General features: G+C 42.0%; 24 protein-coding genes. 2 read left to right on the forward strand and 22 right to left on the reverse strand.

Features of this window, described 5'->3' with window-relative positions; all coding sequences use genetic code 11:
* Positions 1 to 98: 98 nt before the first annotated feature.
* From P0M28_RS05600 to P0M28_RS05695, 20 genes are all read right to left on the reverse strand, one after another.
* Positions 99 to 620: a phosphoribosyltransferase family protein gene (locus P0M28_RS05600; RefSeq protein WP_302208635.1), complete on the reverse strand. Its 522-nt coding sequence runs from the start codon at positions 618 to 620 to the stop codon at positions 99 to 101.
* A gap of 69 nt (positions 621 to 689) precedes the next feature.
* Positions 690 to 1187, reverse strand: a complete 498-nt coding sequence (locus P0M28_RS05605) for an Lrp/AsnC family transcriptional regulator (RefSeq protein WP_302208636.1) — start codon at positions 1185 to 1187, stop codon at positions 690 to 692.
* Between the two features lie 151 nt (positions 1188 to 1338).
* A complete protein-coding gene (locus tag P0M28_RS05610) occupies positions 1339 to 4257 on the reverse strand; it encodes a PKD domain-containing protein (protein ID WP_302208637.1) in 2919 nt (972 codons plus the stop codon).
* A gap of 699 nt (positions 4258 to 4956) precedes the next feature.
* Positions 4957 to 6093 carry a glycosyltransferase family 4 protein gene (locus tag P0M28_RS05615; RefSeq protein ID WP_302208638.1) on the reverse strand — a complete coding sequence of 379 codons (1137 nt, stop codon included), beginning with the start codon at positions 6091 to 6093 and terminating at the stop codon, positions 4957 to 4959.
* Positions 6094 to 6096: 3 nt separating this feature from the next.
* Complete coding sequence (locus P0M28_RS05620) at positions 6097 to 6438, reverse strand: hypothetical protein (RefSeq protein ID WP_302208640.1); 342 nt, start codon at positions 6436 to 6438, stop codon at positions 6097 to 6099.
* Positions 6428 to 6646 (reverse strand): hypothetical protein, encoded by a 219-nt coding sequence (locus P0M28_RS05625; protein ID WP_302208642.1) that lies wholly within the window; start codon positions 6644 to 6646, stop codon positions 6428 to 6430. The genes P0M28_RS05620 and P0M28_RS05625 overlap by 11 nt, the downstream gene beginning before the upstream one ends.
* 15 nt (positions 6647 to 6661) lie before the next feature.
* Positions 6662 to 6856, reverse strand: a complete 195-nt coding sequence (gene vapB, locus P0M28_RS05630; protein WP_302208643.1) for a type II toxin-antitoxin system VapB family antitoxin — start codon at positions 6854 to 6856, stop codon at positions 6662 to 6664.
* Positions 6857 to 6907: 51 nt separating this feature from the next.
* Positions 6908 to 8137: a glycosyltransferase gene (locus P0M28_RS05635; RefSeq protein WP_302208644.1), complete on the reverse strand. Its 1230-nt coding sequence runs from the start codon at positions 8135 to 8137 to the stop codon at positions 6908 to 6910.
* Complete coding sequence (locus P0M28_RS05640) at positions 8134 to 9027, reverse strand: glycosyltransferase family 2 protein (RefSeq protein ID WP_302208646.1); 894 nt, start codon at positions 9025 to 9027, stop codon at positions 8134 to 8136. The genes P0M28_RS05635 and P0M28_RS05640 overlap by 4 nt, the downstream gene beginning before the upstream one ends.
* A 16-nt stretch (positions 9028 to 9043) precedes the next feature.
* Complete coding sequence (locus P0M28_RS05645; RefSeq protein ID WP_302208648.1) at positions 9044 to 10192, reverse strand: polysaccharide pyruvyl transferase family protein; 1149 nt, start codon at positions 10190 to 10192, stop codon at positions 9044 to 9046.
* Positions 10189 to 11181, reverse strand: a complete 993-nt coding sequence (locus P0M28_RS05650) for a glycosyltransferase family 10 domain-containing protein (RefSeq protein WP_302208649.1) — start codon at positions 11179 to 11181, stop codon at positions 10189 to 10191. Before P0M28_RS05650 ends, P0M28_RS05645 begins: the two co-directional genes overlap by 4 nt.
* A 30-nt stretch (positions 11182 to 11211) precedes the next feature.
* Positions 11212 to 12090, reverse strand: coding sequence for a glycosyltransferase family 2 protein (locus tag P0M28_RS05655; protein WP_302208650.1), 879 nt, complete (start codon positions 12088 to 12090; stop codon positions 11212 to 11214).
* Positions 12083 to 13036 carry a glycosyltransferase gene (locus P0M28_RS05660; protein ID WP_302208652.1) on the reverse strand — a complete coding sequence of 318 codons (954 nt, stop codon included), beginning with the start codon at positions 13034 to 13036 and terminating at the stop codon, positions 12083 to 12085. Before P0M28_RS05660 ends, P0M28_RS05655 begins: the two co-directional genes overlap by 8 nt.
* The gene (locus P0M28_RS05665; protein WP_302208654.1) at positions 13033 to 13806 is read right to left on the reverse strand and encodes a sulfotransferase; all 774 of its coding nucleotides are present in this window, start codon (positions 13804 to 13806) and stop codon (positions 13033 to 13035) included. Before P0M28_RS05665 ends, P0M28_RS05660 begins: the two co-directional genes overlap by 4 nt.
* Positions 13803 to 14675, reverse strand: coding sequence for a glycosyltransferase family A protein (locus P0M28_RS05670; protein ID WP_302208656.1), 873 nt, complete (start codon positions 14673 to 14675; stop codon positions 13803 to 13805). Before P0M28_RS05670 ends, P0M28_RS05665 begins: the two co-directional genes overlap by 4 nt.
* Positions 14672 to 15649, reverse strand: a complete 978-nt coding sequence (locus P0M28_RS05675) for an STELLO glycosyltransferase family protein (protein WP_302208657.1) — start codon at positions 15647 to 15649, stop codon at positions 14672 to 14674. Before P0M28_RS05675 ends, P0M28_RS05670 begins: the two co-directional genes overlap by 4 nt.
* Positions 15634 to 16506 (reverse strand): FkbM family methyltransferase, encoded by an 873-nt coding sequence (locus P0M28_RS05680; RefSeq protein WP_302208659.1) that lies wholly within the window; start codon positions 16504 to 16506, stop codon positions 15634 to 15636. Before P0M28_RS05680 ends, P0M28_RS05675 begins: the two co-directional genes overlap by 16 nt.
* A 12-nt stretch (positions 16507 to 16518) precedes the next feature.
* Positions 16519 to 17814 carry an ABC transporter ATP-binding protein gene (locus P0M28_RS05685; protein ID WP_302208660.1) on the reverse strand — a complete coding sequence of 432 codons (1296 nt, stop codon included), beginning with the start codon at positions 17812 to 17814 and terminating at the stop codon, positions 16519 to 16521.
* Between the two features lie 354 nt (positions 17815 to 18168).
* Positions 18169 to 18813, reverse strand: coding sequence for a response regulator transcription factor (locus tag P0M28_RS05690; RefSeq protein WP_302208661.1), 645 nt, complete (start codon positions 18811 to 18813; stop codon positions 18169 to 18171).
* Between the two features lie 299 nt (positions 18814 to 19112).
* Positions 19113 to 23006: a PAS domain S-box protein gene (locus P0M28_RS05695; protein WP_302208662.1), complete on the reverse strand. Its 3894-nt coding sequence runs from the start codon at positions 23004 to 23006 to the stop codon at positions 19113 to 19115.
* 120 nt (positions 23007 to 23126) lie between these two features.
* On the opposite strand from P0M28_RS05695, the gene P0M28_RS05700 reads away from it, so the two are divergent.
* Positions 23127 to 23426 (forward strand): hypothetical protein, encoded by a 300-nt coding sequence (locus tag P0M28_RS05700; protein ID WP_302208664.1) that lies wholly within the window; start codon positions 23127 to 23129, stop codon positions 23424 to 23426.
* A gap of 290 nt (positions 23427 to 23716) precedes the next feature.
* Positions 23717 to 24607 (forward strand): lysylphosphatidylglycerol synthase transmembrane domain-containing protein, encoded by an 891-nt coding sequence (locus tag P0M28_RS05705; RefSeq protein ID WP_302208665.1) that lies wholly within the window; start codon positions 23717 to 23719, stop codon positions 24605 to 24607.
* A gap of 20 nt (positions 24608 to 24627) precedes the next feature.
* Here the strand turns inward: P0M28_RS05705 and P0M28_RS05710 are convergent, their stop codons facing one another.
* Together P0M28_RS05710 and P0M28_RS05715 are read right to left on the reverse strand one after the other, a co-directional pair.
* A complete protein-coding gene (locus P0M28_RS05710) occupies positions 24628 to 25578 on the reverse strand; it encodes a heme-dependent oxidative N-demethylase family protein (protein WP_302208666.1) in 951 nt (316 codons plus the stop codon).
* A 48-nt stretch (positions 25579 to 25626) separates the two neighbouring features.
* A complete protein-coding gene (locus tag P0M28_RS05715) occupies positions 25627 to 26199 on the reverse strand; it encodes a plasmid pRiA4b ORF-3 family protein (protein ID WP_302208667.1) in 573 nt (190 codons plus the stop codon).
* Positions 26200 to 26239: the final 40 nt, after the last annotated feature.

Raw genomic sequence — 26239 nt, forward strand, 5'->3', positions numbered from 1 at the left:
TTTTAGATACACTAAAATAGCTCAAAAAGTACGCGATTTACATGATTATTTTGGCGAACTAGAATATACGAAAGTAAGAAGTGGTCTGAAAATACCGCTTAGTGCAAATACACTCCTTCGCTATCAGGTTTGAACACGACCTCAATATGCTCCTGGAGGGTAGTAGCTAATTCTAATCCGGTATAGTTAGCCATTACGGGAAACTGGATATGACTTCGGTTGACTAAAACGGCAATCTCCAGCTTGCTGATGGATCGCTCAAGAAACGATGGAATACAATACGCCAACGTTCGTCCCGTATTCAGCACATCGTCTACGAGTACAATGCTATTTCCATCAAAATCGGTAACAGGCACATTAAATGTTACTTGCGTTTGTTGCTGCGTAAATTTTTTGAGCGATACCTTTACCAGTTTGAGTGACCCTTCGCTACTCGAGAAATGGCTAACTTTATCTAACTCCTTCGCAATTAGTTCGGCTAGATGGTAGCCCCGGTCTAGCACCCCAGCTAGTATAATTGCTTCTTGCTCGAAGTTACGCTCGTATATCTCGTAAGCAATCCGAATTACTTTCTGAGCAATCTGTTTTTGGTCTAACAACAAGCGAGATGAGTCAGTCATAGTTGGGCGATTAAGTATTATCGGAAACCGAAATCGAGAAACTGGAATCCGGTTTCCGGGTTCCGTAAACTATACCTTCACTCCATCAGACTCTTCCGGTATGGGTAGTGATTTACTGTCTTTGAAGGTTGATAAAATGACCAGCGATTGCAAGCTATCCACCACAGTAATTTCATTTACTTTGTTGAGCATTAGCTGCTGATAAGAAGCAATATCTTGAGCAATTACTCGCAGAATAAAGTCACTAGTACCTGTTACGTGGTGGCACTCAATAATTTCATCAATCCGGTTAACTGCTTCAATAAATGTACGAATACTCTCCTTATCGTGCCCCGTAAGCTTAATCATTACAAAGGTACTAATACCCAATCCAATTTTTGCAGTGTTCAGTTTAGCGTGGTAGCTATCAATTACACCTAAAGTTTCTAGCTTCTTTACTCGCTCTAGTGTGGGGGCAGGAGAAAGCCCTATTTCTTTCGAGAGTTGAGCATTCGTGATTTTAGCATTCGATTGCAGTATTTCTAGTATTTTACGGTCTATTCTGTCAAGTTTTAGGTTATGTGCCATAGGTTTGCTTGTTTAAAAAAATTTATCAAATATACGCTAATTAGTAAACAAACGCTGAGGGCATCGGTAAATTTCGCCGTAGCTTTACCGATTCGTCAAAATAATTTTAGGAAAAATCCTTATACGGCCACCTACCTGTCAAACGCTAAAGCTACGGCTGCACAATCACCCGCCGACTGACCGTTTGCCCGGCAGCGGTTACTTCCAAGGTATAGATACCCGTTGGGGTTTGAGAGACATCCAGTATCATGGTATTTAGTCCCGATTGGGCATCGGGTAGTTGCTGGGCAAGTATCAATTCACCCATTGAACTAATAAGTCGTAACTGTATTAATTCCGCCGTTTCCAGCAGTACCGATACCACCACTTCATTATCAGCGGGATTAGGAAAGGGAGTCTCTACCAACAATGCGTTAGCCAGCGTAAGGCACGCTCGATTATTGGATGTATCTAGCTCACTAATAGTATTCAGGTTCTCGCCAGCCTCCTCTCCCTGGATATTTACCGCAGCACAGATATACTCTACCGGATTCTGCTGATTACGAACACCCGCCAACGTGGTCTGTAACGGATAATTTAAGCTCTGACCGGGTAACAGTACTTTGTCAATCTGCTCAGTAAGTGCTACCACATCGCCCAACTGCACCAGTACTTCTAAATCTGACACAGCCAGTGTACCCTGATTTTCTACGGATAAAACAAACTGCGGTGAAGCGCCGTCTCTCTCCAGTCGTAGCAACTCCCGGACCGCCACATCCAGCGTAGGGTTGACCACCTCAATGGTCTGTCGGGTAGTATCTGAACAGCCAACCTCGTTCAGTACAATCAGCTCCAGCTCATACGCACCCCGTTCGTTAAGGGTGAACGAAGGAGCAGCTTCTTCCGACACCAACTCATCGTTGATTTTCCACTGGGCTTGGGCGTAGTCAGTAGATAAATTGGTGGGGTTAAGGATTAGTGGTGCCCCACCCGATAGCTGCGCTACTTCAAAAGCTGCCACCGGAGCCGCTTGAACCACAATGGTGCTATCCCGGGAAAAAGTACAGCCCGCTTCGGTTTCTAGATTTAACGTAACGGGAAATTCTCCCGCTTCCGAAAATACGACAGTGGGTGAGTTTTCAAATACTGTCCCAACGGAAGCAACGTTCCAGGTATACTGCGTGGCTTCCCAGCCATTTAGACTACTCTGATTCTCCAAGGCAATTGGCTCGCCTACGCAACCCGTAGGAGCGGCAAACTGAACCTGGGGTAAGGCTCGCACCTCAACCAACTGGCTTACTAGAGCGTTACAGCCCGACGAAGCAAAGGCGGTAAGCGATACCTCGTAAGTGCCAGCCTCAGGAAACGGATAGGTAACCGCTTCATCGGTAAAGTTCTCACCGTTGACTGTCCAGAGACGCTGAACGATGATCTCTCCCTCTACCACGGTAGAGTTATCCTCGAACCGATACAAAAACAGATCGGACTCAGTAGGGCAAACGCGGTTGGCAGTAAATACCGGGCTAACCGGACTTTCTACTATCACCTCCTGCGTTGAAGTAGCCACACACCCTCCACTGGACTGGGTAGTTAGCGATACGGTATACGTGCCCGCGCTAGGGTAAGAGTAGGATGGGTTCCGAACATCAGATATGCCGACTCCATCACCAAAGTCCCAGTTCCAAGCAATAATATTGGCATTGCTGCCCGCCGTAGTAGTGTCCGTAAAGAGCGTAACTGCCCCCGCGCAAGCTACGTCCGATGTAAAACCCACCGTAGGCTGCTCATAAACCGTAACCATTTGGGTAAAAATATTGGCGCACCCCGTAGAAGTATTAGCGGTTAAAGCCACGTTGTACGTTCCGGCTTCAGCAAAAGTATACTCCACGGCTTCCGCCGATAGGGTTTCTAATGTTCCCCCATCGCCAAAGCTCCATACATAATCTGTAATATCATCTCCACCCGATTGATTTTCTAAGGTGATAACCTCACCCGCACAGAGCTGTGGGGGTAGTGCAAAGTCTACCGTAGGTCCCTGAATTACATTGACCATCGTTTCAAACGTCTCAGTACAGCCGGGAATGCTAGCGGCTAATCGCAAGGTTTTACTTCCTCCTTCCTCAAACACGATACTGGGATTAGCTTCTTCCGATACCAGTTCCCCATCTACCAGCCACTGGTAGGTAATTAAACTATCTGCATCCGCCCCCTTAGCATCGGTCAGATTATTTAGGGCAATAGCCCCGTTGGTACAGATTTGACCCGCCGGAAGGGAAAATTCTGGGTCAGGCGACTCGTAGATGGAGACTTCTTTGGTAAGCCGTTGCCCACAGCCATTGTCGGATTCTACTGCAAGAGTTACTTCGTAAGTGCCGGGGGTAGGGAAGTCATAAGTAGTAGTTTCACCTGATCGAGCTTCGCTATTGATTATCCAGTCAGCGGAAGAGAGTGTTTGATCGGCCAATGCTGAAACGGTGCTAGTACTTCCTATACATTGACTGCTCAGTTGAAAGTCTACGATGGGGGCTTGGTTTTCAGTGACGGTAATGAATTGGGTGGTATCATCGCTATTGCCAAATTCATCGTAGGCGGTTAATTCAATCAGATACTCTCCGGAAGAATTAAAGGACAAGTTGCTCGGTACAACATCATTAGAAGATTCTTGACTGGCATTACACAAATTTGGAAAGTTAATTCCGTAAATTGTTCCCGGTATTTTAATAGAAAACAACTTCCAATTAGATTGGTATTTTATGAGAGACAAGCCCCAGGACTGATCCGGCATACCCAAATTGCCCAGATTGTTCCAGGTAGGGTTATTCTCTATCCCATCCTCGAAGTCTAGTCTAAAAAGATTACCGTTTTGCCAAGATTGAACAAAAGCATATACACTTTCTCCTTCTTTGGTTAGGGATATGCCAGAGATAAATCTCCTACTTACATCATTTCCAATATTTATTCCTGTTATCTGCGGAGCATTGTTTATGCCATTTTCGTAAGCTAGTCTACGAATCCGGGCATTTCTATCACGATACTCCGTCACGAACCCATACCAAATACCCTTATCTTTGATAAAACTGATCCCTGCCATAATTCTGCTAGTTAGCAGGAAGCTGTTTAATGCGGGAGAATTTGTGATGGAATTACCAAAATCTAGACTTGCAATAGTTCCATTCCCGTTGTTTGCAACATGAAGAACTAAATTACTGCCATCTCGGGTAAGAGCTGCATCAACGGGGCTACTTATAACATTTTGGTTTACTAATTCAATTGTAGGAAAGTTAGTAAGTAGGTTACCAAAAAATAATTTAAATAGTGAAGATGTCTCAGTGTCTACCAACAACCCATACCAACTCCCACTCTCTCTTATTAAAGACAAAGAAATGGGTTGGCTCAATAATGAACCTATATTCCCTAAGTCTACAATAGTGGGGACGTTATCGGGGCTATCGCCGAAATCCAGTCTGATTAATCTACTATTATCCCGGCTAGGAACAAAGCCAAAAAAACTTCCGCCACTTTCAACAACTGTAATATTATTTGTTCTATCTAATAAAGCTGAATTTACAACTTCACCCGCAGATGGTGGTAAAGCTAAGTCCCCTGTACAAAAATCCCAAGCATAGGTAGTTGCATTACTACTATTATTTTGTAGAAGGATGTTTTCATCTATACATGCGCGTTCTGGTAAGCCAAAATCAGCTTGAGGCAACTGGGCAAAGCTGACCATTACATGAAGAGTGCCAAAAATAGAGAGGGTAAGCTTACGCATTACAATCTAGAGTTAGATTTAGCAAGTTACGACCTTCGCGTAGAGGTTGGCTAATTTTCTAACTGTGTTTTCAGCGGAAAACTTACATCTGACGTAAGAAATACTACTTTGAGAGAAACGCTTTCGTATCCTTTCATCTTCGGCGAGTAGCAGCATAGCTTTTGCCCCGGCTTCGGCATCCCGATTAGGGATTAGATAGCCCGACTCACCATCCTCGAATAATTCGGCAGGCCCACCAGAATTGGTGGCAATCAGAGGAACACCTGATGCCAAGGCTTCCAAACAAGTCATAGAGAATGATTCGGACTCGGAGAAGTTGAGAAAAATATCAGCTTTTTTTAACTCCTCAGCTACGTTGGAAGTAGCCTCGCCAAATTCCACCACTGGGTATATTTCTAAAGCTTGAGCATGTTGCTTTAAGCGCTCTATATACTGTTTATTCTTATCTAGTCCCATATCGCCTCCCACAAAACGAAGACGTAGTTTAGAGTTTTTTCGATAAGCCTTGGCAAAAGCATTTAACGCTATATCTTGCCCTTTGCCAGGAATATAGTGGGCTAAATGCAGTAACCTGATAACGTCGTTTTCTTTTCGTTCCGAACGAGGTGGTGGCGAGGGAAATGAAGATAGACAGTCGTAAATAACCTGTAGTTTAGCATGAGAAAACAAACAGTTCTTTACTGCCTCAGATACGCAAATGATATACTCACTGGACACTAGATTTAGTTTCATCCAAAACTTTACTAATAGAGCCGGAAAACGGTTAGGCATGAACCGGACGTGAGTTAGCAACACAAACTTTCCCCCGGCAGCTTTTGCCATTACCCCTACTAAATTATAGAAGTCGTTCATGTGGACAATATCTGCCTTATGCTCTCGCACTAGCTTATTCAGCCGGAAGGCATTGATTAGCAAGGTAGGGAAATACAAAAGAAGGTTGATTGGCTTTTTACTGATCTCTCGGAAAGGTAAAGTTTCTACCGCGAAGCCCGCCTGACTAACCCGGTTTACTAGCTGACTTTTTTGAGGTAAGATAAATAAGAAACGGTATTCAGTTTGGGCATAACAGGCGTAGTTGAAGATAGAATTAAAAGCCCCAGTAGTATCTATTGAATTCTCGACGATGAGAACCGTTGGTTTTAGCTGACTCACCATATTCTACGAGTTTCTTACTTGAGCAATCAGCTCGGTGAGTTCCTTATCGGTTAGTGAGCTAACTTCAGATTTATCGTAGATACTCAGTAATGAAAGTAGGGTAAGCTCTTTAGACTCTTCTACCAAATAGGTAATCACTCGTGCGCCACCGCTTTTACCTTTACCTTTGCTTTTAATAGCCAATCGAACTTTATAGCACTTCCTTCCTAGAGAAGTACCACTTTTAGGGTGGCTTTGTAACTCTTCTCGTAAATCTCGTAAGTCGGATGGCAGAGAAGGGTATTTTTTAAACAATCGTTTTAAATCCTTCTCAAATCGTTGAGTAGCAACAATCTTACAGCTCATCCAATAGCTGATCTAAGCTCTTCAATTCTTTTTTTCCATCTTGGTGTGCTTTCACTTCCTGAAATGCTTCCTGTAGGTCTGATTTTACCCGTAATAATTGTTTTAGCTTTTCATTTTCTTGTGTCAAAAGCTTCCAATCCTCGTAGGGAACTTGTACTGCCATTCGCTTCCCTTTTTCGTCAGTCAGATATTTTACTTCGCTTTCCATCGCTATATTTTTTGCTTATTGATACTCCTTAAAATCATCCAAAGGCTCACCAAAGTCGGGTAGCATCTCGAAGGTTCCTTTGCCACTACCGAATTGCGGACTAGGGCGACGATTATGTTTCTGCTCTAAAAACTCGATAAAATCTAGCACCTGTGCTTGCTGGGCAGACTCAAGATTTTTTACCTTTTCTAAGATTATCTGATCTTCCATTTCTAAGCTACGTCTGTTATCCAAGATACAACAACTCTCTGACAAAGAAAATTACATCCGCTCAATCAGATCAAACCACCGCTGGGCAATCTTCTCTTGGCTAAATTCTTCCATGCGGTATTGGGCAGCATTTGCTTTAACTTTTGCCAGTTCAGGCTTTTCCAGCAATCGAACAATTATATCTACCCACTGGTCTATAGCCGACTGGCTTTCCAACATCGGCATCAACCAGCCGTAGGGAGTTTCTTCCAACTTAGTAGTTTGGTAGGTAACATCGGTGCCGGGGGCTAATAGTTCGCGCGGCCCGGTGGGGCAATCGGTGCTGATAACGGGGGTGCCGCAGATCATGGCCTCAGCGAGAGAATTACCAAAACCTTCCCACAAAGAAGTGAAGAGAAATAGTGCCGACTTGCGTAAATACTTATAGGGATTACATTGATAGTCTAAGAAATACACATCGTACTGATTGGTACAAGTTTGATTAGACTTTAAAGAAAATGTGCTTAAACCTAACTCCGTAGCTGTCTCTATCAATTGTTCATATAAGATACCATCTCCTACTAATACAAGCTTGCATGCCTTTATGTCAAGTACTCTTCTGAAGACAGTAAGTAGCGTATTGTGATCTTTCTGAGGATGTAATCTACTACTGGTGATTAAAATAGGAGAAGAATCAAAAATTCCAGCTACATTTTCATCACCAATATCTTCTTTTGAACCGTCTATAACTTTTTTTATATCGTAGAAATTGTAGACAGTTTTTATCTTACTTTCGTTCTGCCAAAAGTTTTTTATCATTTCGTTTTTCAAGCCTTCACTTAGCGTTATTATTTTATCTGCGAAGCTATACAATACCGGTATCAACAATCTTTTACGGATAAAACCTATTGTTCCATTTATCTCTTTGTCGTGCATTTTAGATCCTCTTATGCTGATAAAAGTCTTACTTGTATAAGAGGAAAGGATATTGATGTAGTTTGCCCCCTCTAGAAAACTAATACAAACTATTGGCTTATACTGCTTTTTAAGCTTATACAAATTCCTGCATCTTTGAAAGAACAAGAAAGCCTTATGTAGTAAATTTTTTCCACCTCCTATCTTGAGGTCAATAACTTTGGCGTTGGGGTAAAATACTATCTTGCTTTCTCTGTTAAATATAACGACATATACCCGATAGCGACTTGACAGCAAGTTAGCGATGTTAGCAACACTTCTCTGCGCTCCACCAAAGTCTAACGAAGGGGTAATGATAAATACAGTATCTGAAACTTGAGATTTCATTTACTTATCGCTCTAACCAATACCTTTTTAGTGACCGCCAAGAATCGATTAGTGAAGATAACCATAGGGGCTTGCCTAAATGCTTTCAATAGGTATTCCTGGGCTTCGTAAGATTGGTAGTTTATTATATAAATCAGTGCTATGAACGAATACTTTTTAGCAATAAACCTATTAAATTCCTTTTGGTACCTTCTTAGGAATACTTTATCTCGTAGTAGCTCGTCTATGATTTCAAGCGTACCAACACGATAAAACTCAGGATTTATATTTCGAAGACTGCGTTCACCATGTTCACAGACCACACTTGTTACCGTATTGTCCACATGGATGAAAGCTCTTGCTGCCAACCTTAACCAGAGGCAATGATCTTCACTAGTAATAGCCACCTTACTGTTGATAAATCTGACCTCTTTTAACAAGCTTTGCCGTATAACTACTGCATTGCAGCTAAATACATTGTCACGAATCAAATATGAGTTGATATTAGTAGGGATATTATTATGAGTAGCAATAATTTTTTCGTGTTCATCTATTACTTCATAACCTAAATGTATAATCTCTACTTTTCTCGTTACAATTAATTTTTGGGCAGCTGCTAAATGATTTGGATAGTAGTAGTCATCCGAATCTAAAAAACATACGTAATCTCCTTGTGCATGATTTATACCAAAATTGCGGGCAATATTTCTTTCCTCGTTTTCTTTCTTAAAATAGCGAATACGATCATCTTCAATATTCTTTACCACTGCTTCGGTATCATCGGTACTTCCATCGTCTACAATAATTAACTCAAAATTCCCGTAGGTTTGAGCAAGTACCGACTTGATTGCCCGAGGAAGCGTATTTGCCCGATTGTAGGTAGGGATTATGATTGAGAAAAGTACGTTCACTTTGCTAATCACTAAGTTAGAGCGTATTTAATAATTTCTTTACTGAAGCGTCAATCTGCTTCTTATTTTCGCATAAGTCTACCTGTAAACTATCTAAGTAGTCAGGATAGTTACCAACCATCTTTTGTACAGCTGGTACTATATCAGTCGGGCAAAACGGGGGCGCAATTAGGCTTGATGAACGCAGTAGCATCTTGCTTACTTCTTCTAACTTTAGCGTAACACCCAAACAGATAGAAGGCACTCCCAAACAAGCCCCAATAATAGCTCCATGAGCCCGCGCCGTAATAATTAGATGCTGCTTTCGTAGCAAAAAAAGAAATTGCTCCAGCGAATACTTGTTAGGGTTCCAGGCGATAACTTTTCCTTGAAAAAAACCCTGATATCTTTGGTCATAACCTTCCTGAAAAGAGAAGAATGATACTTCGTAACCATCTTGCTCTAGTTGCTTAACTACCTGCTTTATATTTTTAAAATAAATATCGTTGTTTTCGTGCCAGTCTAGTAGTATGACACCGATATTTCGGGGATCTGTGCTTTTGTTAACTGTTAGGCTTGGGGGTAACCAGTAGTCTGATAGGAAAGCAATATCAGTAGTACGATAGTAGTTACTGGCGAAGCCAGTAGTTTTCAGAAAGTTCATACTGGCTTCGTCTCTTACGAATAGCTCATCGTATGAGCCAAGTTCCGACACTTTTCTTACGTAACTTGGTGAGCTCTTTCTGAACGGCCCAATACTCAACCCGAATCCTACACGGCGGTCAAAACTGATCGGGGAGGGCTTGTTAGCTCTCTCGCGAACACTGTTTTCCAGTTGCCTAATGCGTTGTGGCGATAGCCGTCTAGCTACTGCATTTAAAGCGATATATTGCCAGTTTCCGTAGCTATGATCTTTATATATCCCCCCTCCCCCATTGAATAGCAGATCGTAATGGCTTTGATCTGTCCAATCTACTAGTGGAAGTTCATTTTCTAAGAGTGCCCGGATATAGTGGTTGAACCTTGCTGTGTCGGTGAAATTGGGGTTATTGGGAGTGTTTTCTGAAAAGATAGAGATACTAGCATCAGGATACTTCTCCTTCAAAATCGTATAGGATACCTTCATCAAAATATCGTCTCCTAAGTTGCCGAAGCCGTAGTAGCCTTTGAGTAGTATTCGTTTCATGATAATGCTAAAGCTCTACTGATTCTCTTTTTGTAATAGGAAAGCTGGTCAGTAATCGTGATACGTTTGGGTATGGGATTAGCTGGTATTGACCTTTCTCTCTTTTCATTTAAAAACTGCTCATTAGTATTCTTCTGAATCAGAGCAGAGATTGCAGGGAAAAATTGATGTTTATTCAGTATTATATTTCTGGCTTCGCTAATAGCATCTATCCTTTTTTCCCATTCGTCACCATTGATAGTATCCAATATTGTCCGTAAGGCTTGCTCTGGTTTATTGATGTCTATTCTGACAAAGCTTTCTCTCGGTAAAAAAGCCTCCAAATTTGGTGCTCCCCAGTAGAATGGCAAGCAGTATGACAAAAGACAATCTGCAATTTTTTCACTCCAATAATTTTGGTGGCTAAAGTTTTCAATCGCCATTGCATATTTATAAGGAAATAAAACATCAAATTTATCATTGACTTCTATAAACCCTTTGCCAAAGATATCCATTACCACACTCTTTGTTAGTAAGTAGTCTTTAAAATTCATTCTTGCTACCTGCCCCTTCAAATTCCTCTGATTACTAGTTACCCACGTAATCCTATTATGACCCTTGGCTAACTTTGCTTCAGATAGTTTTAGATTAGTTAATTCGTCATATGATTTAAATACCATCCAGGGTATGAGAGGATGAGTTCTCTCTACTGTAGTATTTGGACAATCATAATAGGAAAACACGTTATCAAAATGCTTAAAAGAATTGATAAAATATCGGTTACGTATTATTGGTGGCTCATGACTTATTAGCCAAGTATATCTGCATCTGACTTTAATATGCTTTTTTGGATTTTTAAAAATAATGAGGTAATCACACTCGTCAACTTCTTCATCGGTAAACTCAATGTTATCCCAAATACCACTTGCGTGCGGAGTTTGAGCAAACAGGTTTAAGCGTTCAGGGTATCCCCAATCTTTAACGACTCTTACTAAAGTTTTTGATTTCAACTTAGCTTACAGTAACTTTTATAAACTGAACTACATTGCACGTCTCTTAGTAAAAAGCTGACTAATTTCGTTAACTGATAGCTTCCATAAGCTAGGATTAAATACACGGTAAATTGAAAAAAAAGCTTTCCCCAGCAGAAGACGATCTGTAAAAAAAGAAGATTTGGTAGCCACCCTTCTATTTAAGTTACTTAAAACGTTTGCATATTTTCTATATCCATTTTTATCTATGGAGGTCAATATTTCTTTCTCTCGTTCTTCGCCACCGTTAGACGTTTTATGATCACCATGTATCCTATAAATTGCTAATTCTCTTGAGGTGCTTATATGTTTACCCTTGTTTAAACCTCTGAGATACCAATCAAGATCAAAGGCATAATGTAGTTCCTCATTTAGCTCTCCTACCTCCTCCCACAACCACTTAGTCCAAAAGGTAGCAGGCTGAATAAATCCCAAATCAAATGGCAGTATTTTTTTCCTATTTCTGGCAACCACGTCTACCTCTTTAAAAGAGTCTGTATCCTGAAAATAATACGAAGCATTTCCGTATAGTAGCATCAATTGCTTAGGTTGAATGATATCCACTATGGTACTAAAAGTATCAGATGTATAGTAATCATCGCTATTGATCCAACCCAAAATATCGCCAGTTGATTTTTTAAACCCTTTATTGATTGCATGGCTTTGCCCTTGGTCAGGTTCACTTACCCAATAGGTAATATGCTTTTCGTAGTTTTTGATGATCTCAACCGTATTATCGGTACTCCCCCCGTCAATAATGATATATTCTAGATTCGGGTAGTTCTGATTGATAACCGAAAGAATTGTTTCCTCGATGTATTGCCCCTGATTGTAGCTAGGAGTTACAATTGAGATTTTAGGCCAATGAGCTTTGTTCCGGTCAGACACTTTTCAAGTATTTTAATGTTCTCAGAAAAGTAGACCGATTCAGTATTAGCGCATACGCAAATGTCTCTTTTAACTTAAACTGACCAACTGACTTGAACTCATAGTAGAAAGCGTTTAGTGTTTCTCTCAACCACAAAAATTTTCTACTCAATATCTGATGCTGAAATAATCTATATTGGTATAGCGTTAGCACTACTCTAGAATTTGTAAACCCTTCACACATTTTTTGATAATAGCTTTCAGTAAGTCGATTAGCTGGAATAAAATGCTTGAACTTTAGCCTCGGTGAATAATATATTTTATAACCTTTTATAGCGTAGTTGTAGCATAACTCTGAATCATCGCCAGCCGTCATTTTACCTCCCTTGCGTCCAGTTAAAAACCCCTCATAGCCATTCTTGCGTAGCGACCAATAAACTGATTTTCTGTAGGTAGAAGCCGCACCGTACACAAATCCCCGGCTGTGCGTTATATCTCCTTCAGCTAGCGACTGAGAACCAACCGCGTAGCTTGCCTGTTTAGCTTCAAACCACTCGGGTGGTTCTATCTCACAGACAGCTTCCCCTATTCCTCCTAAAACGCCAATGCGGTCATCTTTTTCCATTATTTGGAAAACAGAAGCTACATAGTTCTCACCCAACCAATTATCATCATCGCAAAACAGACAGTATTCGTACTTGGCACTGGTAAAACCTGCATGACGGGCAAAGCTCAACCCAGCTTGCCTCTCATATATTATCTTTAAGGTAGTAGGTTGCCCGTATTCTTGCCAAAGTTGCGAAGCAACCCCTGCGGTGTTGTCCGTAGAAGCATTATCTACTACAATTACCTCCCAACTGGTATTGTTGCTTACCTTCTGTTGAGCAATATGCTTTAGAGTCTGCGGTAACCGAGAAGCACTATTGTAGCAGCAGACAATTACGGATACTCCATTTACTGTATTCATACAACTAACTCAGTGTATTTTGATTTTTCACAAAGAGAATCATATACCACCTTTAGAGACACCTCTAATTTTTCCCTTGACACATTTCTATTTAGCTTTTGATCTACAAACCCCCGATCTACCTTTACCTCCGCAAATTCTTCAATCACATTATAGCATTCTCCCGATAGTATCTGCTCGTAGTGCATAAACAGCCAATTCCCTCCATCATGTATATGACGGTTCAGAATGTGCGAATACATAAGATGCCAAACATTTAAGGCATCTTGCTTGGTAAACTTAAACCCTCGCAGGTAAGGCATGGCCTTGTATTCTTTTACCATACTATTAGCAGTACTATGAGGATGCCGAAACACTACTAGAAAAATGGTATTATTGAGATACGGCTTCCAAACCGGTAGCGTATAGCAAAAACGAGGATCTTTGAAGCAAAAAGGCTGCTGACTCACTAAGGAAGTAATACGGTCAGAATATTGATCTGAGTCGGGTAGCTTAGTGTTCAAGTCTAGCTGGGTCAGCCACCGCTGTCCGGGTCGGTTTGGCCGATTGCTAAATGGGTCAATAGGGCCTAATCTTAACCTTTTTGGAGCTACTTCCCTAATAATATCTTCGTTAATACTATTAATTTGCCCTGACTCAAAAAAGCCTTTAGGGTTCGTATCTCTTCCAGGATAGAGATTGCCCCCCATAAAGTAACCTGACTTAGCGAAAAGCCCAGTTAACATACTAGTACCTGACCTACCTGAGCCGAGCACAATGATATTCTTCATAGCTTCGCTATAGCTTTCTTTATCTTTCCTAATCTTGAAGGTTTACGACCAAGCAAACTCTCTAAGTCGGGCAGTTTGGTTAGGTATTCTTCTATTTGCTCTACATCCGCCTTATAGCTAAGGTCACTCTCTCGTTGCCTTATCACCCAAGATTGTTTTAACCCTGCATAAGGTTGTATCCAAGGGTGACTTACTTTCGCTTGTTTTAGTACTTCTTGCATCTTATCAGAAGTTCCCGTAAAGCTATGGTGAGGATGAAAGACTTTTTCTGAATACCACTGGATAGAACAACCCGCATTTCGTAATCTTATGTAATGCTCCCATCCATTAGCACCTGGCCCACTAAATACAGCACTTTCCTCATAGCCGTTAACAAAGCCTAGAGTATCCCTATGTAACGAGATCATTCCTGCGTAGTTAGTAGGGTTGTTTAGCTGGCATACCTCGTTTAAATAATCGTAGCTATAACTCATGACAGAATCATGATCTTTAGCTGGTTCGTCCCATCTTCGGCAATAAATAACCTGATTTTGCCTATTACCATGCGCTTCTTCTATTTTTTGTAGAAAATCATCTGCGACGATCACGTCACCATCCGGTATAATTAACAGGTTACCTTTACTCTCTCTTACCCCAGCATTAAGACATTTACCCAAATGCCAAGCCTGACTAATAGGATTTTTTAAATTCAACAGACGGGCATTTGAATAAGAGTTTATTTTGTCTAGCAGAGTTGGGTTTTGGTTATTGTAAAAATCAACCCAGATAAACTCAAAGTCTTCTGTTGAATACTTTTGTCGACAGAAACTATCTACTGTGTGAAATGACTCACGAAAAGAGGCATCCCAAGTAATCACTGATATTTTCATGTTATTATTTTTCCTATGTCATTTATCCATGCCTTTAGAATGGGAAGTTCCGCTTCGGGTACAATTCCTTCTTTAATCAGAGCCTGATAAATAATCATTAAGTTATTATCAAAATCGTTACTTAGAACTAAGCCGTCTAGTATTTGCACCAACTTACCTATCTCTAGATAACAAGGTATCTCAGACTCAAAGTCTTTTAAGAGATCGTGCTCATTCCGTTCTTGATAAACGGTTGCTTTTGTAAATCCTAGTTTTTTACCATGTTCCCACAAACAACGCTGGGCAATATATCCCCTGAGAATATCGGTAAAGCGGAATGTTACAGTAGCAGGAAGGTAAGCATAAGGTACCATTTCCCGCTGCCAAAGCGTATTTTGAGAATTGAAAGGACAATATACCCCTTTATCTAATACGATAGGCTCGTTTGCTTCAAAGCGTATAGTTTTGCCAAAAATTAAGCGATGAATAGCATCTACATCGGGGTCAAGATCAGCTAAACCTTGCCATACGCCCACAGCCTGCTGTTCTTTTGTCTCGGTAAAATTTACCGCTGAGTTTATTAATTCTAACGGAAAACCACGAGGCCAAACTTTTTCGTCGGTGTAGTAGCTGTAGATATTGCAAAATTTACTCCCGCTTAGGGTACTGATTTCTACATTAAAGTTCGGAAAGCCCCAATCTTCGTAGGGCAAATTATCATCGTCAGTATCATAAATTAGTTCTGCACCCTTTTGTAAAGCATATAAGTAGCCAATATTTTTTCGAGTATAATGGTTATGAGGGCATTTTCTAATTAGAGTATAGGGCAGGGATTTCTGTGTTTCTACATTTAAAAAAGTAAGGTTATTGCTATTTTCTATCTCTTGGCTTTTCGTATCGCCTATCAGTAGTACAGACCAACCTTCCTTTCTCTCAAAACTCTCTACCGCCGGAGTTTTGGGATTGATTGTAGTTATGACTATATACTTAACCATTTGCTCTTGGCTTTAAACTTGTTAATGCTTTTATATAGGAAGACATATAGGAAATTCCAACGTAGCACATTAACGGTATACCTAGCTTTTAATGCCCAGCTTTGCCTCAACGATAAAGACTCTTTTTTACAGTATTTATTAATTACTGTCATAGCCTCTTTCTCTTTGCCAAACAAGTAATATATAAATATCGCCTTACCTAAATCTTTTTCATTTTCTATCTTTTGGTACTCTTTCACGAAAAGATAATCTCTTTCGGTAGGTACATGAGGTTTAAAGTTTTTAGCGACAACTTCAAAGCCTAAATTTTTCATTAGAAAAATGAATGAGGCCGCATCCTTCTGCCCTTCATACCAAGGTTTTTCACACAACTCTGCTAAAACTGCCACTGTATTTTTAATATACTCCATTCCACCTTCTACCACTTCATACTCTACGCCTTGTGTGTCAATCTTAATAAAGTCTGGATTTATTGAGTACTGATCACACAACTCTCCTAAAGTAGTTGTATCCACTTTTATTTCGTTAATTACTTCAAGATCTTTCCACCATTCGATATCAATATTTTCTTTAATAGCTTGTTGATCTGGTTTTAACAGCGAAGAACAAGCTGGCTGCCGCGTGATGTACAAAGTTTGTTTTCCTTTTCTACTATATAATGCTTTAGAAATGACTTTATCATAATCTCCTCCAGCCCTTAGATCAATTGCCCCATCTTCATCAGGTTCAACACCTATAAACGATAGATTCTTTTTATTAAGATATGACAATCCATAGTAGCGAGATGGATCTAGAAAATTAGGAAAAATTGTTTTTATCCCATGCCTAGCTCCTATATCTAAAATAGTTAAACTCATTCGACACTTGCTTTACGGTTGATTTGATACACTCTGCAATAAAATATTTACCCCTTCCTTTTTTTCTTTAATTTCATTTGGCAAAAACACCCCTATCTTATCGCTCCGACCGACTAGGTAAGAGTTTGCTATCTCTTTACTACTAATGCTAAACTGTATTAGATTATCTGAATAGTAAACAGCTTTTGAGTTTAGTCCTAAGCCAAAGGCAACTTCATAGTTGCCGGGTGGCAAATAATGATTAGATATTCCGATTTGATACAAGTGCCTTTTATTGGAAATATTAACCTTCCTCTCGGTTGTAATTAACCTATTGGATAAAGAATTACATATTCCTATACCAATGCTTAAGTCCCTGATAGGTGTTTCTGACCTAATGTCAATATCAAAAATAATATCTTTATTAAAACCTGTGTCTTCCACCTGTACCCCTAACTCTTGCACTACCAGGCTCGGAATATTAGTCTTTAACTCATAAGCTAAGGCATTCTTGTCCGAAAGTTCTCCAAAGTATGTGGTTATTATTTTAGACGTTTCACCTATCTGATTTACCTTTCCACTTTTTAGGTATATAGCTTTATTGCAAAGGCTTTGCACCGCCCCCATATTATGGCTCACAAATAGCACCGTCCGCCCCTCTCCGGTCACATCCTCCATCTTGCCTAAGCATTTTTTTTGAAACTCAGCATCTCCTACCGCCAGCACCTCGTCAATAATCAGTATCTCGGGTTCTAGGTGGGCGGCGACGGCGAAAGCCAGACGCACTTGCATGCCACTGCTGTAGTGTTTTACGGGGGTATCAATAAATTTTTCTACTCCGGAGAAGGCAACAATCTCGTCAAACTTGGCTTTCACTTCCCGGCGCTTCATCCCTAAAATAGTGCCGTTGAGGTAGACGTTCTCCCGTCCGGTGAGTTCGGGGTGGAAGCCAGTGCCTACTTCTAGTAAGGACGATACCCGGCCAAATATTTCATAGCGCCCTTTCGTCGGTTCGGTAATGCGGGAGAGTATCTTGAGCAGGGTGCTCTTTCCTGCGCCATTACGCCCAATGATACCCACAGCTTCGCCCCGCTTAATTTCAAAGTTGATGTCTTGTAAGGCCCAAAATTCATTATCGGAGGAGGGAGAATGGAGGACGGAAGACGGATTATCTACTCCGTTTTCCTTTCTCCGTTTCGCCCGGCGACCCGGTCCTTTCTCCCTGCGCCGGAAGAGCGTAGACAAGCTTTCCCGGAAGGAGCCACTTTTCTGACCACCGAGTTGGTATTGCTTTCCTAAATTTTCTACCCGAATTGCAACGTCGGACATAATGTGTGGTATAGTATTTCTTACGATCTGGTAAGCCTGTAGCTTGTGATCGTTTTTACAAACTTAGTTAAAAACCAGAGAAGAAAAAGAGGTAAATCTGGCGACTTATTCACAGATATTACTTTCCGATTATTGCGTTTTTATTCAGGTAAAATGAAATAAACCATGACTTACCATAGGTTTTTCTAAGAAATAGTCAAGCTTTATGATTGATATAGTAGCACAAACTCAAAAAAAGCTACATCGTTATACTTTTTTGTAGTTGTCGCCATTAAAGGAGATAGTGCTCCCGCTTTTCTATAAATTACTACCTCGGACACTTAGCATCTGCCCAACGGTAGCTATTAAGAAGCGTTAAATTAATCGCTGCTTGATGGCTTTTTCAATGGCATCGGCTTTGCTGTTTACCTGAAGTTTGCCGTAGATATTTTTGATGTGGGATTTAATCGTCTCCTTATGTACAAACAGATCATTGGCAATAGCCGAGTAGCTTTTGCCTTTGGCTAGCAGCTCTAAGACTTCGGTTTCGCGGGAGGTGAGTGGCGAATTGGTATTCTTCTGAAAAGACTGAACCACCATCCGGGCAATCTGGCTACTCATAGGTGCCCCACCTTTCTTCACCTCGGTAATAGCATCTAAAATTTTGGAGTGTCCGGCGTTTTTAGTGATGTACCCGCTAGCCCCCGCGCAAAGTGCTTGGAATACTAGTTCGCTGTTAGCATGTACCGATATAACCAGAATATTTACTTCGGGTAGTAATTTCTTAATTCGGCGAATACCCTCTACTCCATGCATACCGGGTAGTTCTAGATCCATTAAAATGATGTCAGGACAATCGTAGGCCAAGTTCTTAATGGCTCCTTCGCACGATTCGTAGGTATTGACGACCCGATGCTGACTCACGCTACTAATGAGTAGGGCAAATCCATCCCGAACCACATCATTATCTTCTATAATAGTAATTTTAGTCTCCTGGGTCATTGCTGGTGGATTGGTCATAATTAAACGATGGTCAGATTTATTTTTTATGATTGCTCTATTGTTCGATTGTTGATTAGTCTACGGTCAATAGTCGACAGTCCATAGTGGTCAGTGGTCATTGAGTTACAAGCGGCCGTCGCACGAGTTAGAAAGTTAAAGTGTTAGCGTAGTTTGATGTACGGGGTTTAGCTGTACCCATTGCTCATTGTCTACTGTACAGTGTCCCACGCCAATTCATCATGATTCATCAGTCATTAATCATCACTCTTGATTAGAGGCTACTATTGTTCATACGAAGTAGTTAGGGTTATCGTCAATTAATTTTCTACCCCATTTTGGGTGATTTTTCCTCTGAGATTCACCTTGGTTCCTTGCTGGCAAGCTGATTTGAGGCCAAGATGTAAGCCAATCTTACGGGCACGCTCCTGCATATTTTTTATTCCCCGAAATGTTTGTTGCGATGAGTGCAGGTCAAAGCCAACTCCATCGTCTTGCAAAATAGCTTCAAAGGCATCGTCGCACACATTAAACTCCAACTGAACAGTGTTCGCTTGGGCGTACTTCAGAGCGTTAGTTAGTGCTTCTTTAAATATTAGCACAATTTGGTGGCTCCAGCCAGAGGGGAGGTTGAGTCCTTGCTGCTCTTCGCACGTCTCGAAGCTCGCCAGAAAAGAGATGCCCGTATTTTCAAAGAGTTCTTCACCAAAATCCTTCAGGTTAAAGTATACTTCCTGCACATTATCGTTTCTAGGGTCAATTGCCCAGATAAAATCCCGGGTGCCGTAAAACAGGTTTTTAGAGGCCGTATCAATTTTGGTAAGCAAGCTGCCAATACCATTGGTCTGCACTCCCAATTTACTCTGAATAATTTGCGAAAGCACCGAAATGCTAGCCAGATTATTCCCCATTTCATCGTGAAAATCTTGGGCTACTTTTTTACGAACCTTCTCAATTTCTTGGGTTAGCTTCACCTTTTGAGTTACATCCCGACTAGAAGAAATAAAATGAATTACTCGTTGATTTTCGTCAAATATTGGTTTTAGCGATGTTTCGTAGTAGTGGTACACTCCGGTGGTTGTCATAAACCGTAGCGTGGTGCTGGCTAGCTCCTGCTTTTCCATTACCTGTCGCCGAAAGGCCTCGTAGGTGTCCCGATCATCGGGATGTAAGAACTCAAAAGACGTTTTACCGATTAGGTTCTCCGGGTCGTGCCCTGCCACCTCCCGAATGCGGGGCGAAACGTAGGTGTAGCCCATACTCAGATCCTGAAGGGTAATAATATCCTGCGTATTCTCAGCTAAGAACCGATACTTCTCTTCGCTACCGCGCAACGCAAACTCGGCTTGCTTACGCTGGTCAATATCCATTAAACTACCGCTAATACCCGCCGGATTTCCCTCAGCGTTTCGCTCAATGCGAGCCGATACTTTGCCCCACACAATGGTACCGTCTTTTTTAACTACCCGTAGCTCTTCTTCTATAAATGGCAGGTCGCCAGTCAATAATTTTTGCTGATAGGTTGAATACTTCTCTTGCTCTTCCGGGTGAATGATTACTAAATAATTCTGCCCTAGACTTTCTTCTACTGAGTAGCCAGTAAACGCTTCCCACCGTTTATTCAGAAAGGTAAAATAGCCGTCAGTATCAGATTTAAAAATCACCTCCCGAAGGTTATTTACCAGTAAGCGATATTCTCGTTCCTGACGGGCTACCCGCCGCTGGTGTTTTTCTCGAAGTTGCACCTCTTCGGCTAGCTGCCGGGTCGACTCTTCTAACTGGTAGGTGCGCTGATGCACCCGATCTTCCAAACTATCGTTTAGGTTCTGAATTTCTTGGGTACGTTTATTTACCTCGAGCTCCAGTTCTTTTCGCTGTTTGCGCTCGTTTCTAAGATTCCACAGTGAGTAGGTTCGAATTAATAAGCCAATAAGTGTGGCTAACCCTAAGTAGAACCACCAGGTTTGCCAGAAGGGCGGAGAAACGCTGAAAGCAAATGCAGTCGGTTCACTCCAGACGCCCCGCGCGTTACGGGACCGCACTTGAAATGTGTAGTTGCCAGGTGGTACATTGGCGTAGACTGCTTCGGTACGCTTGGTAACGGGCGACCAGGCCTCATCAAAGTTGTCAAGCTTAAATTGGTAACATACTTTATCGGCATTCAATAAACTAACTCCTTGGTAAAAGAAAATAATATGGTTCTCCCGATGCGAAAGCGTTAAATCAACCGGTATCTGAAACCAAGATTGCACACTATCCACGTGCTCGTTCCAGTCTACTGTCTGGTACTGAAGCTGTACTTCGGTTAAGTGAGGGACTAATGGAGTTAATTGTTCTAGTTGTGTCTTTGGTTGCAGTTTGTACGCACCGTCTACTGTTCCCATCCAAATGCTACCGTCTTCTTCTACAAATGAAGCATTAGCGTTTGACTCCATTCCGGTAAACCCATCGTTTTTACCGTAGCTCATCATTTGCTTTACTTCGCCTCGCTGATTCAGCAAAAAGCGATATACCCCTCGTTGGGTTCCCATCACCAAGCTACCGTCGTGAGCAACTTCCATCGTATAGATTATCTCCGGGGGCACATCGGTTTTCTCGTGCATCTTCAGTAATTCACCCGTTGAAAAGTAGTAGCGAAATAACAAACCATTAATTGTAGAGAACCACAAGCTTTGGTGGTCGTCTAGTGCCATGGTTAGCACATATTCACTTTGGGCAGCGTAGTCTTCCAAGAGCAGGGTATATTCCGTGCCATCCCACAGATACACCCCTTCTTTGGTACCGAATACCATCCGCTGGTCATTCATTTGATCGATAACGGTAATCGCCGAATTACACTGTTGTCCCCGCTTTCCTTGCACTGAAGCAAACTGCCCATTTTGGTATTTAACTACCCCCTGGGCGGTTCCAAACCAGAGATTGTTATCGCTATCGCGAAAGGAAGAAAGTATGCGTCGGTTTGGAAGTTCGTCGGGAGGGATGCTGTAAAACGACTCTCCATCGTAACGGGTAAGTCCGTAGCTTGACCCAAACCAGAGGTTGCCTGCACTATCTTCTACACTACAGTAGATAAAGTCATTTAATAAACCTTCCTTAGGGCCGTAGTGATGCACTTTTTCTCCGTCGTAGCGGTCAAGGCCACCTGGAATATAGCTGAACCAGTAGTCGTCTCGCCGATCTTTAATGATTGAGAAGACCGACTTTTCGTATAGGCCGTGTTCAGTACGAAGGTGGGTGAACGTTTCCCCTCGGAATTTAAACATGCCTTCGTCGTAAGAACCAAACCAGATATTTCCCTCTCGATCCTGAAAAATATCCCGTACTACCGAACCGTCCAACCCATGACTTTTCGGGTTAACCTTACCTGTTTTCGGGTTAAAACAAAAAACACCATTAGCTGTGGCAGCCCACATGCGCTCTTCGGTATCCGACATAAGAGAAAAAACCGCTCCCGGCAAATCGCTTTTAAACACAAACTCACGAAATACTGTGTCTTTAGGCTGGTAAGTAAATAAGCCCTGTTCACCGATCAGCCAAAACTGACCAGATTCATCGCGGTACAGCCTATTGAAGTTGGGTTGGCTAGGATGGGTTACCGATAGCATTTCCCACTCAGCCCCGTTAAAGTTAAGCAGATCTCCATCGTAAGTAGTGGCCCAGTAAGTATCTGGCGAAGTTTGCACCATGCCAGTGATATATTTTTCGGCCATTATGTCCGGAATAGACAATAAATTAACGGTATCCGGACTCCAGAAAGCCAACTGATTTTGCGGAAGCAATAATAAAAGTCGTCCATTGCTATGCTCAAATACCCGCCGCACCTCTAAGTTTTTTCCCGATTGATTGGTAATGGTATACGACGTGAAAGTATCCCCATCGTAAATAGTCAACCCATTATAGGTAGCAATTGCTAGTTGCTTGTTTGATGTTTCTAAGATGTGGGTGACATAACTGCTTGAAAGGCCATCTTGCATACCGAAGTTCTGGAAATTCTGCCCATCAAAGCGGCTTAACCCGCCCGAAGTAGCCACCCACAGGTAGCCGAACTGGTCTTGAGCAAAATGATTGACTGATGTCTGTGGCAGTCCTTCTTCAATAGAGTAGTGGGCAAAACTGTAGTACTGAGCTAGTGAATTACTCGGAAGTGCCCAACAGAACGCAACCCACAAAAGCAGATACTTTTTGGTAAAAGAAAAGAAATACAGGTTTAACATGAAGGTTGTCAATCACTTATAACTTTAAAGATAGCTATTTCTTGGGAGATTTATGGATTAGTACTCGGCAATTCTATCCCCCCAAAAGGGGGATTTCTCATAGAAAAAATTTGAGCCTCTGTGCTTGTCTTTCGTACCAGGTTCACGAAATTTAACCCCGGAACCAAACCTACCCCGTTCAATCACGCTGATTCAGAACCGCTTAAACGAGCCTCTTGGTCGCCCCAAGCAGTATTGCTACTTATCGCGACATTGCTTTTTAGGGCAGTACTTCGTTACGAAAAGTTTCACACGGTTCGCCACATGATGACCCAGCTACCACTAGGCGTTCCTGCTGTTTCTGCGTCCCGACGGGGGAATCCACCGTGGACGTGGCACTCGTCTTGCCCCAAAATTCCGGCGTTCAATGCGGACGGCTAGTCGCGGACAGCTAGTCGCGGACGGCTAGTCCTGGATACTTTATTATCTCGTCGTTCCTTAGGTACGTTTGATAAGTCTGGCGGTTTTGCTTATGGCACGTCTGTTCAAGGTCGGAAGATAAGCAATCAAATACTTCTCGGCTGTAGCCAGCCGCATCTTTGAACTGGCGTTTTAATGTAGTCGCTAGTTCATGTATGCACAACTTCAATAGCTTATAATCGTTTGGTGTACAGAACCCAACAAGTCTATTAAACTAAGTGGATATAAAGTACTTGTTCTAATTAGTTTCTGTGGCTCCAAACTCAACCCGCTCCCTTTTCAAAAACCCGGCACTTCGCCGCCGCCTCAGTTTTTCACTAAAATTGCTACTCTCTGCTACAGCTTTATTTTTTGTTTTTAGAAAAGTCGATATTCAGAAAGCTATTCAGCCTATTTTCCAAGTAATTCCTTCTTACTTGATAGTGGCTTTTTTAGTATTCAACCTATCTAAAATTGCTGCTGCTTTTCGATTCAGGGATTATCTAAAAGCCTTAGAAATACAAATTAACAATCTTTACAGCATTGAGCTATTCTATTTAGGCATGTTTTACAACCTCTTTTTGCCCGGTAGCATTAGTGGCGATGGCTACAAAGTTTATTTACTGAAGCAACAGTTTAGTGTGAAGGCGAAGCAGCTTATCGGAGTAACTTTACTTGACCGACTAAGCGGATTGGCGTTGCTATTGATACTGGCAGGTGGCTTCTTGCTATTTAGCTCCTTCAGCAGTGGTCTGCCCTACTTTGATGTTGCCGTAGTTATTTTGATAGTAGCGGTATTACCCGTCTTTTATCTTTTTAATAAACTACTTTTCTCTCAGCTTATTTCTGCTTTTGGAGTCACTACCTTTTGGTCGTTTTGGGTACAGGTTGGGCAGGTACTCACCGCAGCGTTGCTGCTGGCAAGTATTGGAGTAGAAACCTACTATCTGGATTACCTCACGCTGTTTATGGTTTCTTCAGTAGTAGCCGTGTTGCCTTTTACTATTGGCGGAGTAGGTGCGCGGGAGCTGGTCTTCTTATACGGTTTTCAGTACCTAGAAATTCAGCAGGAAACGGCTATTACTTTTACGCTGCTTTTCTTTTTAGTTACGGCCTTGTCCTCACTATTAGGTTTATTTGTCTCAATAAAGAAGGATAACTAAAATTTCTGACCTCTGACCTTTCACCGACTGAGATAGTGAATAATCTTATCTTTATCATTCAATAATCCTTTGTACCGCAAGGTTACCTCCGACATAGAATTCAGTGCTTCGATCAATGCTTGCTTTTCACTCGCTGCAAAATCTTTCACATCGGTAAAGTAGGTACGAATGGTAAACAATACAGCATTCACTCTGGGAAAGCCCGTTAACGTTTGCCGCTCTATCCGGACAAACAGTATGGGATTAGCCGGATCAAATGACCTTCCTCGCCAATCTGTTTCGTTCCAATCAGGCGGAGGTTCAGGATGGTGATTGAGCCGATTGTCGGTGCTTAACCCCCAGGCAAACCGCACCCAGGTTTTAGGTTGTAGCAGAGAAGAAAGCATCGGGCGATAGCTTTTCCGCAGCTTATCCATTCCCGCTACGGGTTCATGAATAGCCGAAAATGGTTTTCCAACTTTCTCGGCAGGTGCCCAGTGGTTGGGAGCACACAGATGAATGGTAGAGACGTAATCACACTGGTCAGACAGTTGCCATACAGCTAAATCTTCCGGAACTTGGTCAGCTAACGCATCAAGTACTGAGTGGTACTTATTATCACTCAATAACTTCTCCTCAGCACTCCAGCGCAGGGTGGTGTTTCGCAAATGATTCTGTAGCTGATTTACGTTTTGTGCATATTGATAGATAAAAGAATTTGGGTATTCAGCAGCCAATTGCTGAGCGATGAATTGATGAATGACTCGTAGCGTTTGAGCCGACTCACCACTTTGTTGATAGTACTTGGCAATATTCTCTCTGCGGCACGCTTGCTTATTCTGCCCAAACTGAGAATAATTTTGGTCAATTTGAAAAATACACCGATCAACCCATCCATTACCGAAATCGGTTTTCAGTGGCTTCAGACCCGGCGAAACTGCGTGCTTGCCGGATAAAAAAGGGCGGTACTTAGCCGGAGGTGCGAGTGACATAACTTCTTTACCTCCATCCAATTATTGGAAAGTATGCCTTCACCAACCTTAGGTGTACTGTTGGTAATGAATAATTTCCTGCTGGCATTCTTCTAACTCAAAACCGTTAACATCCCACTGCTCGCCTTCTTCCATTCCTAACCACTCTAGCATATCTTCGTGTTCAGGATTTTTAGAATCGTTCACCGCTGCTACCAACATGTAGTAGCCGTAGATACCGCCGCAGTCTTCGGGCGGGCAAGCTCCTTTACCGCCCAAACAGCGAGGGGCAACAATTTTCTCATCGTTGATTTTCTCCGCCAGTACGGTATGCGACCAGCCATCGCCAAAATCGTACTCGTAGGCTATTTTTTGTTTCTCCGCAGTTAATTGCGATTGAATCAGCATTTTTCGGGCATCCTGAGTTTCTACCTCCATGAATCCATCGTCAAACGGAATACCTATGTCTTCACCTCGGCGACCTAGAGGGCGAAAGGCGTATAAGTGGGCGTTTTCCCAACCCATTACCGCCTGAATGACGGCGTGCAGTTCGTGAAAGCTAAATTTATCGGGTATCAGCACTCGTCGCCAAATGGGAGGCTTACTGCTGCCATCCAAGGAAATTTTTAGTTGGTAGGCCATGATCGTAGAATAGTAAACAGTTTATAGGTTTTAGAAGCTG

Origin of the sequence: Tunicatimonas pelagia (assembly GCF_030506325.1) — a bacterium.
GTDB classification, from domain to species: Bacteria; Bacteroidota; Bacteroidia; order Cytophagales; family Cyclobacteriaceae; genus Tunicatimonas; species Tunicatimonas pelagia.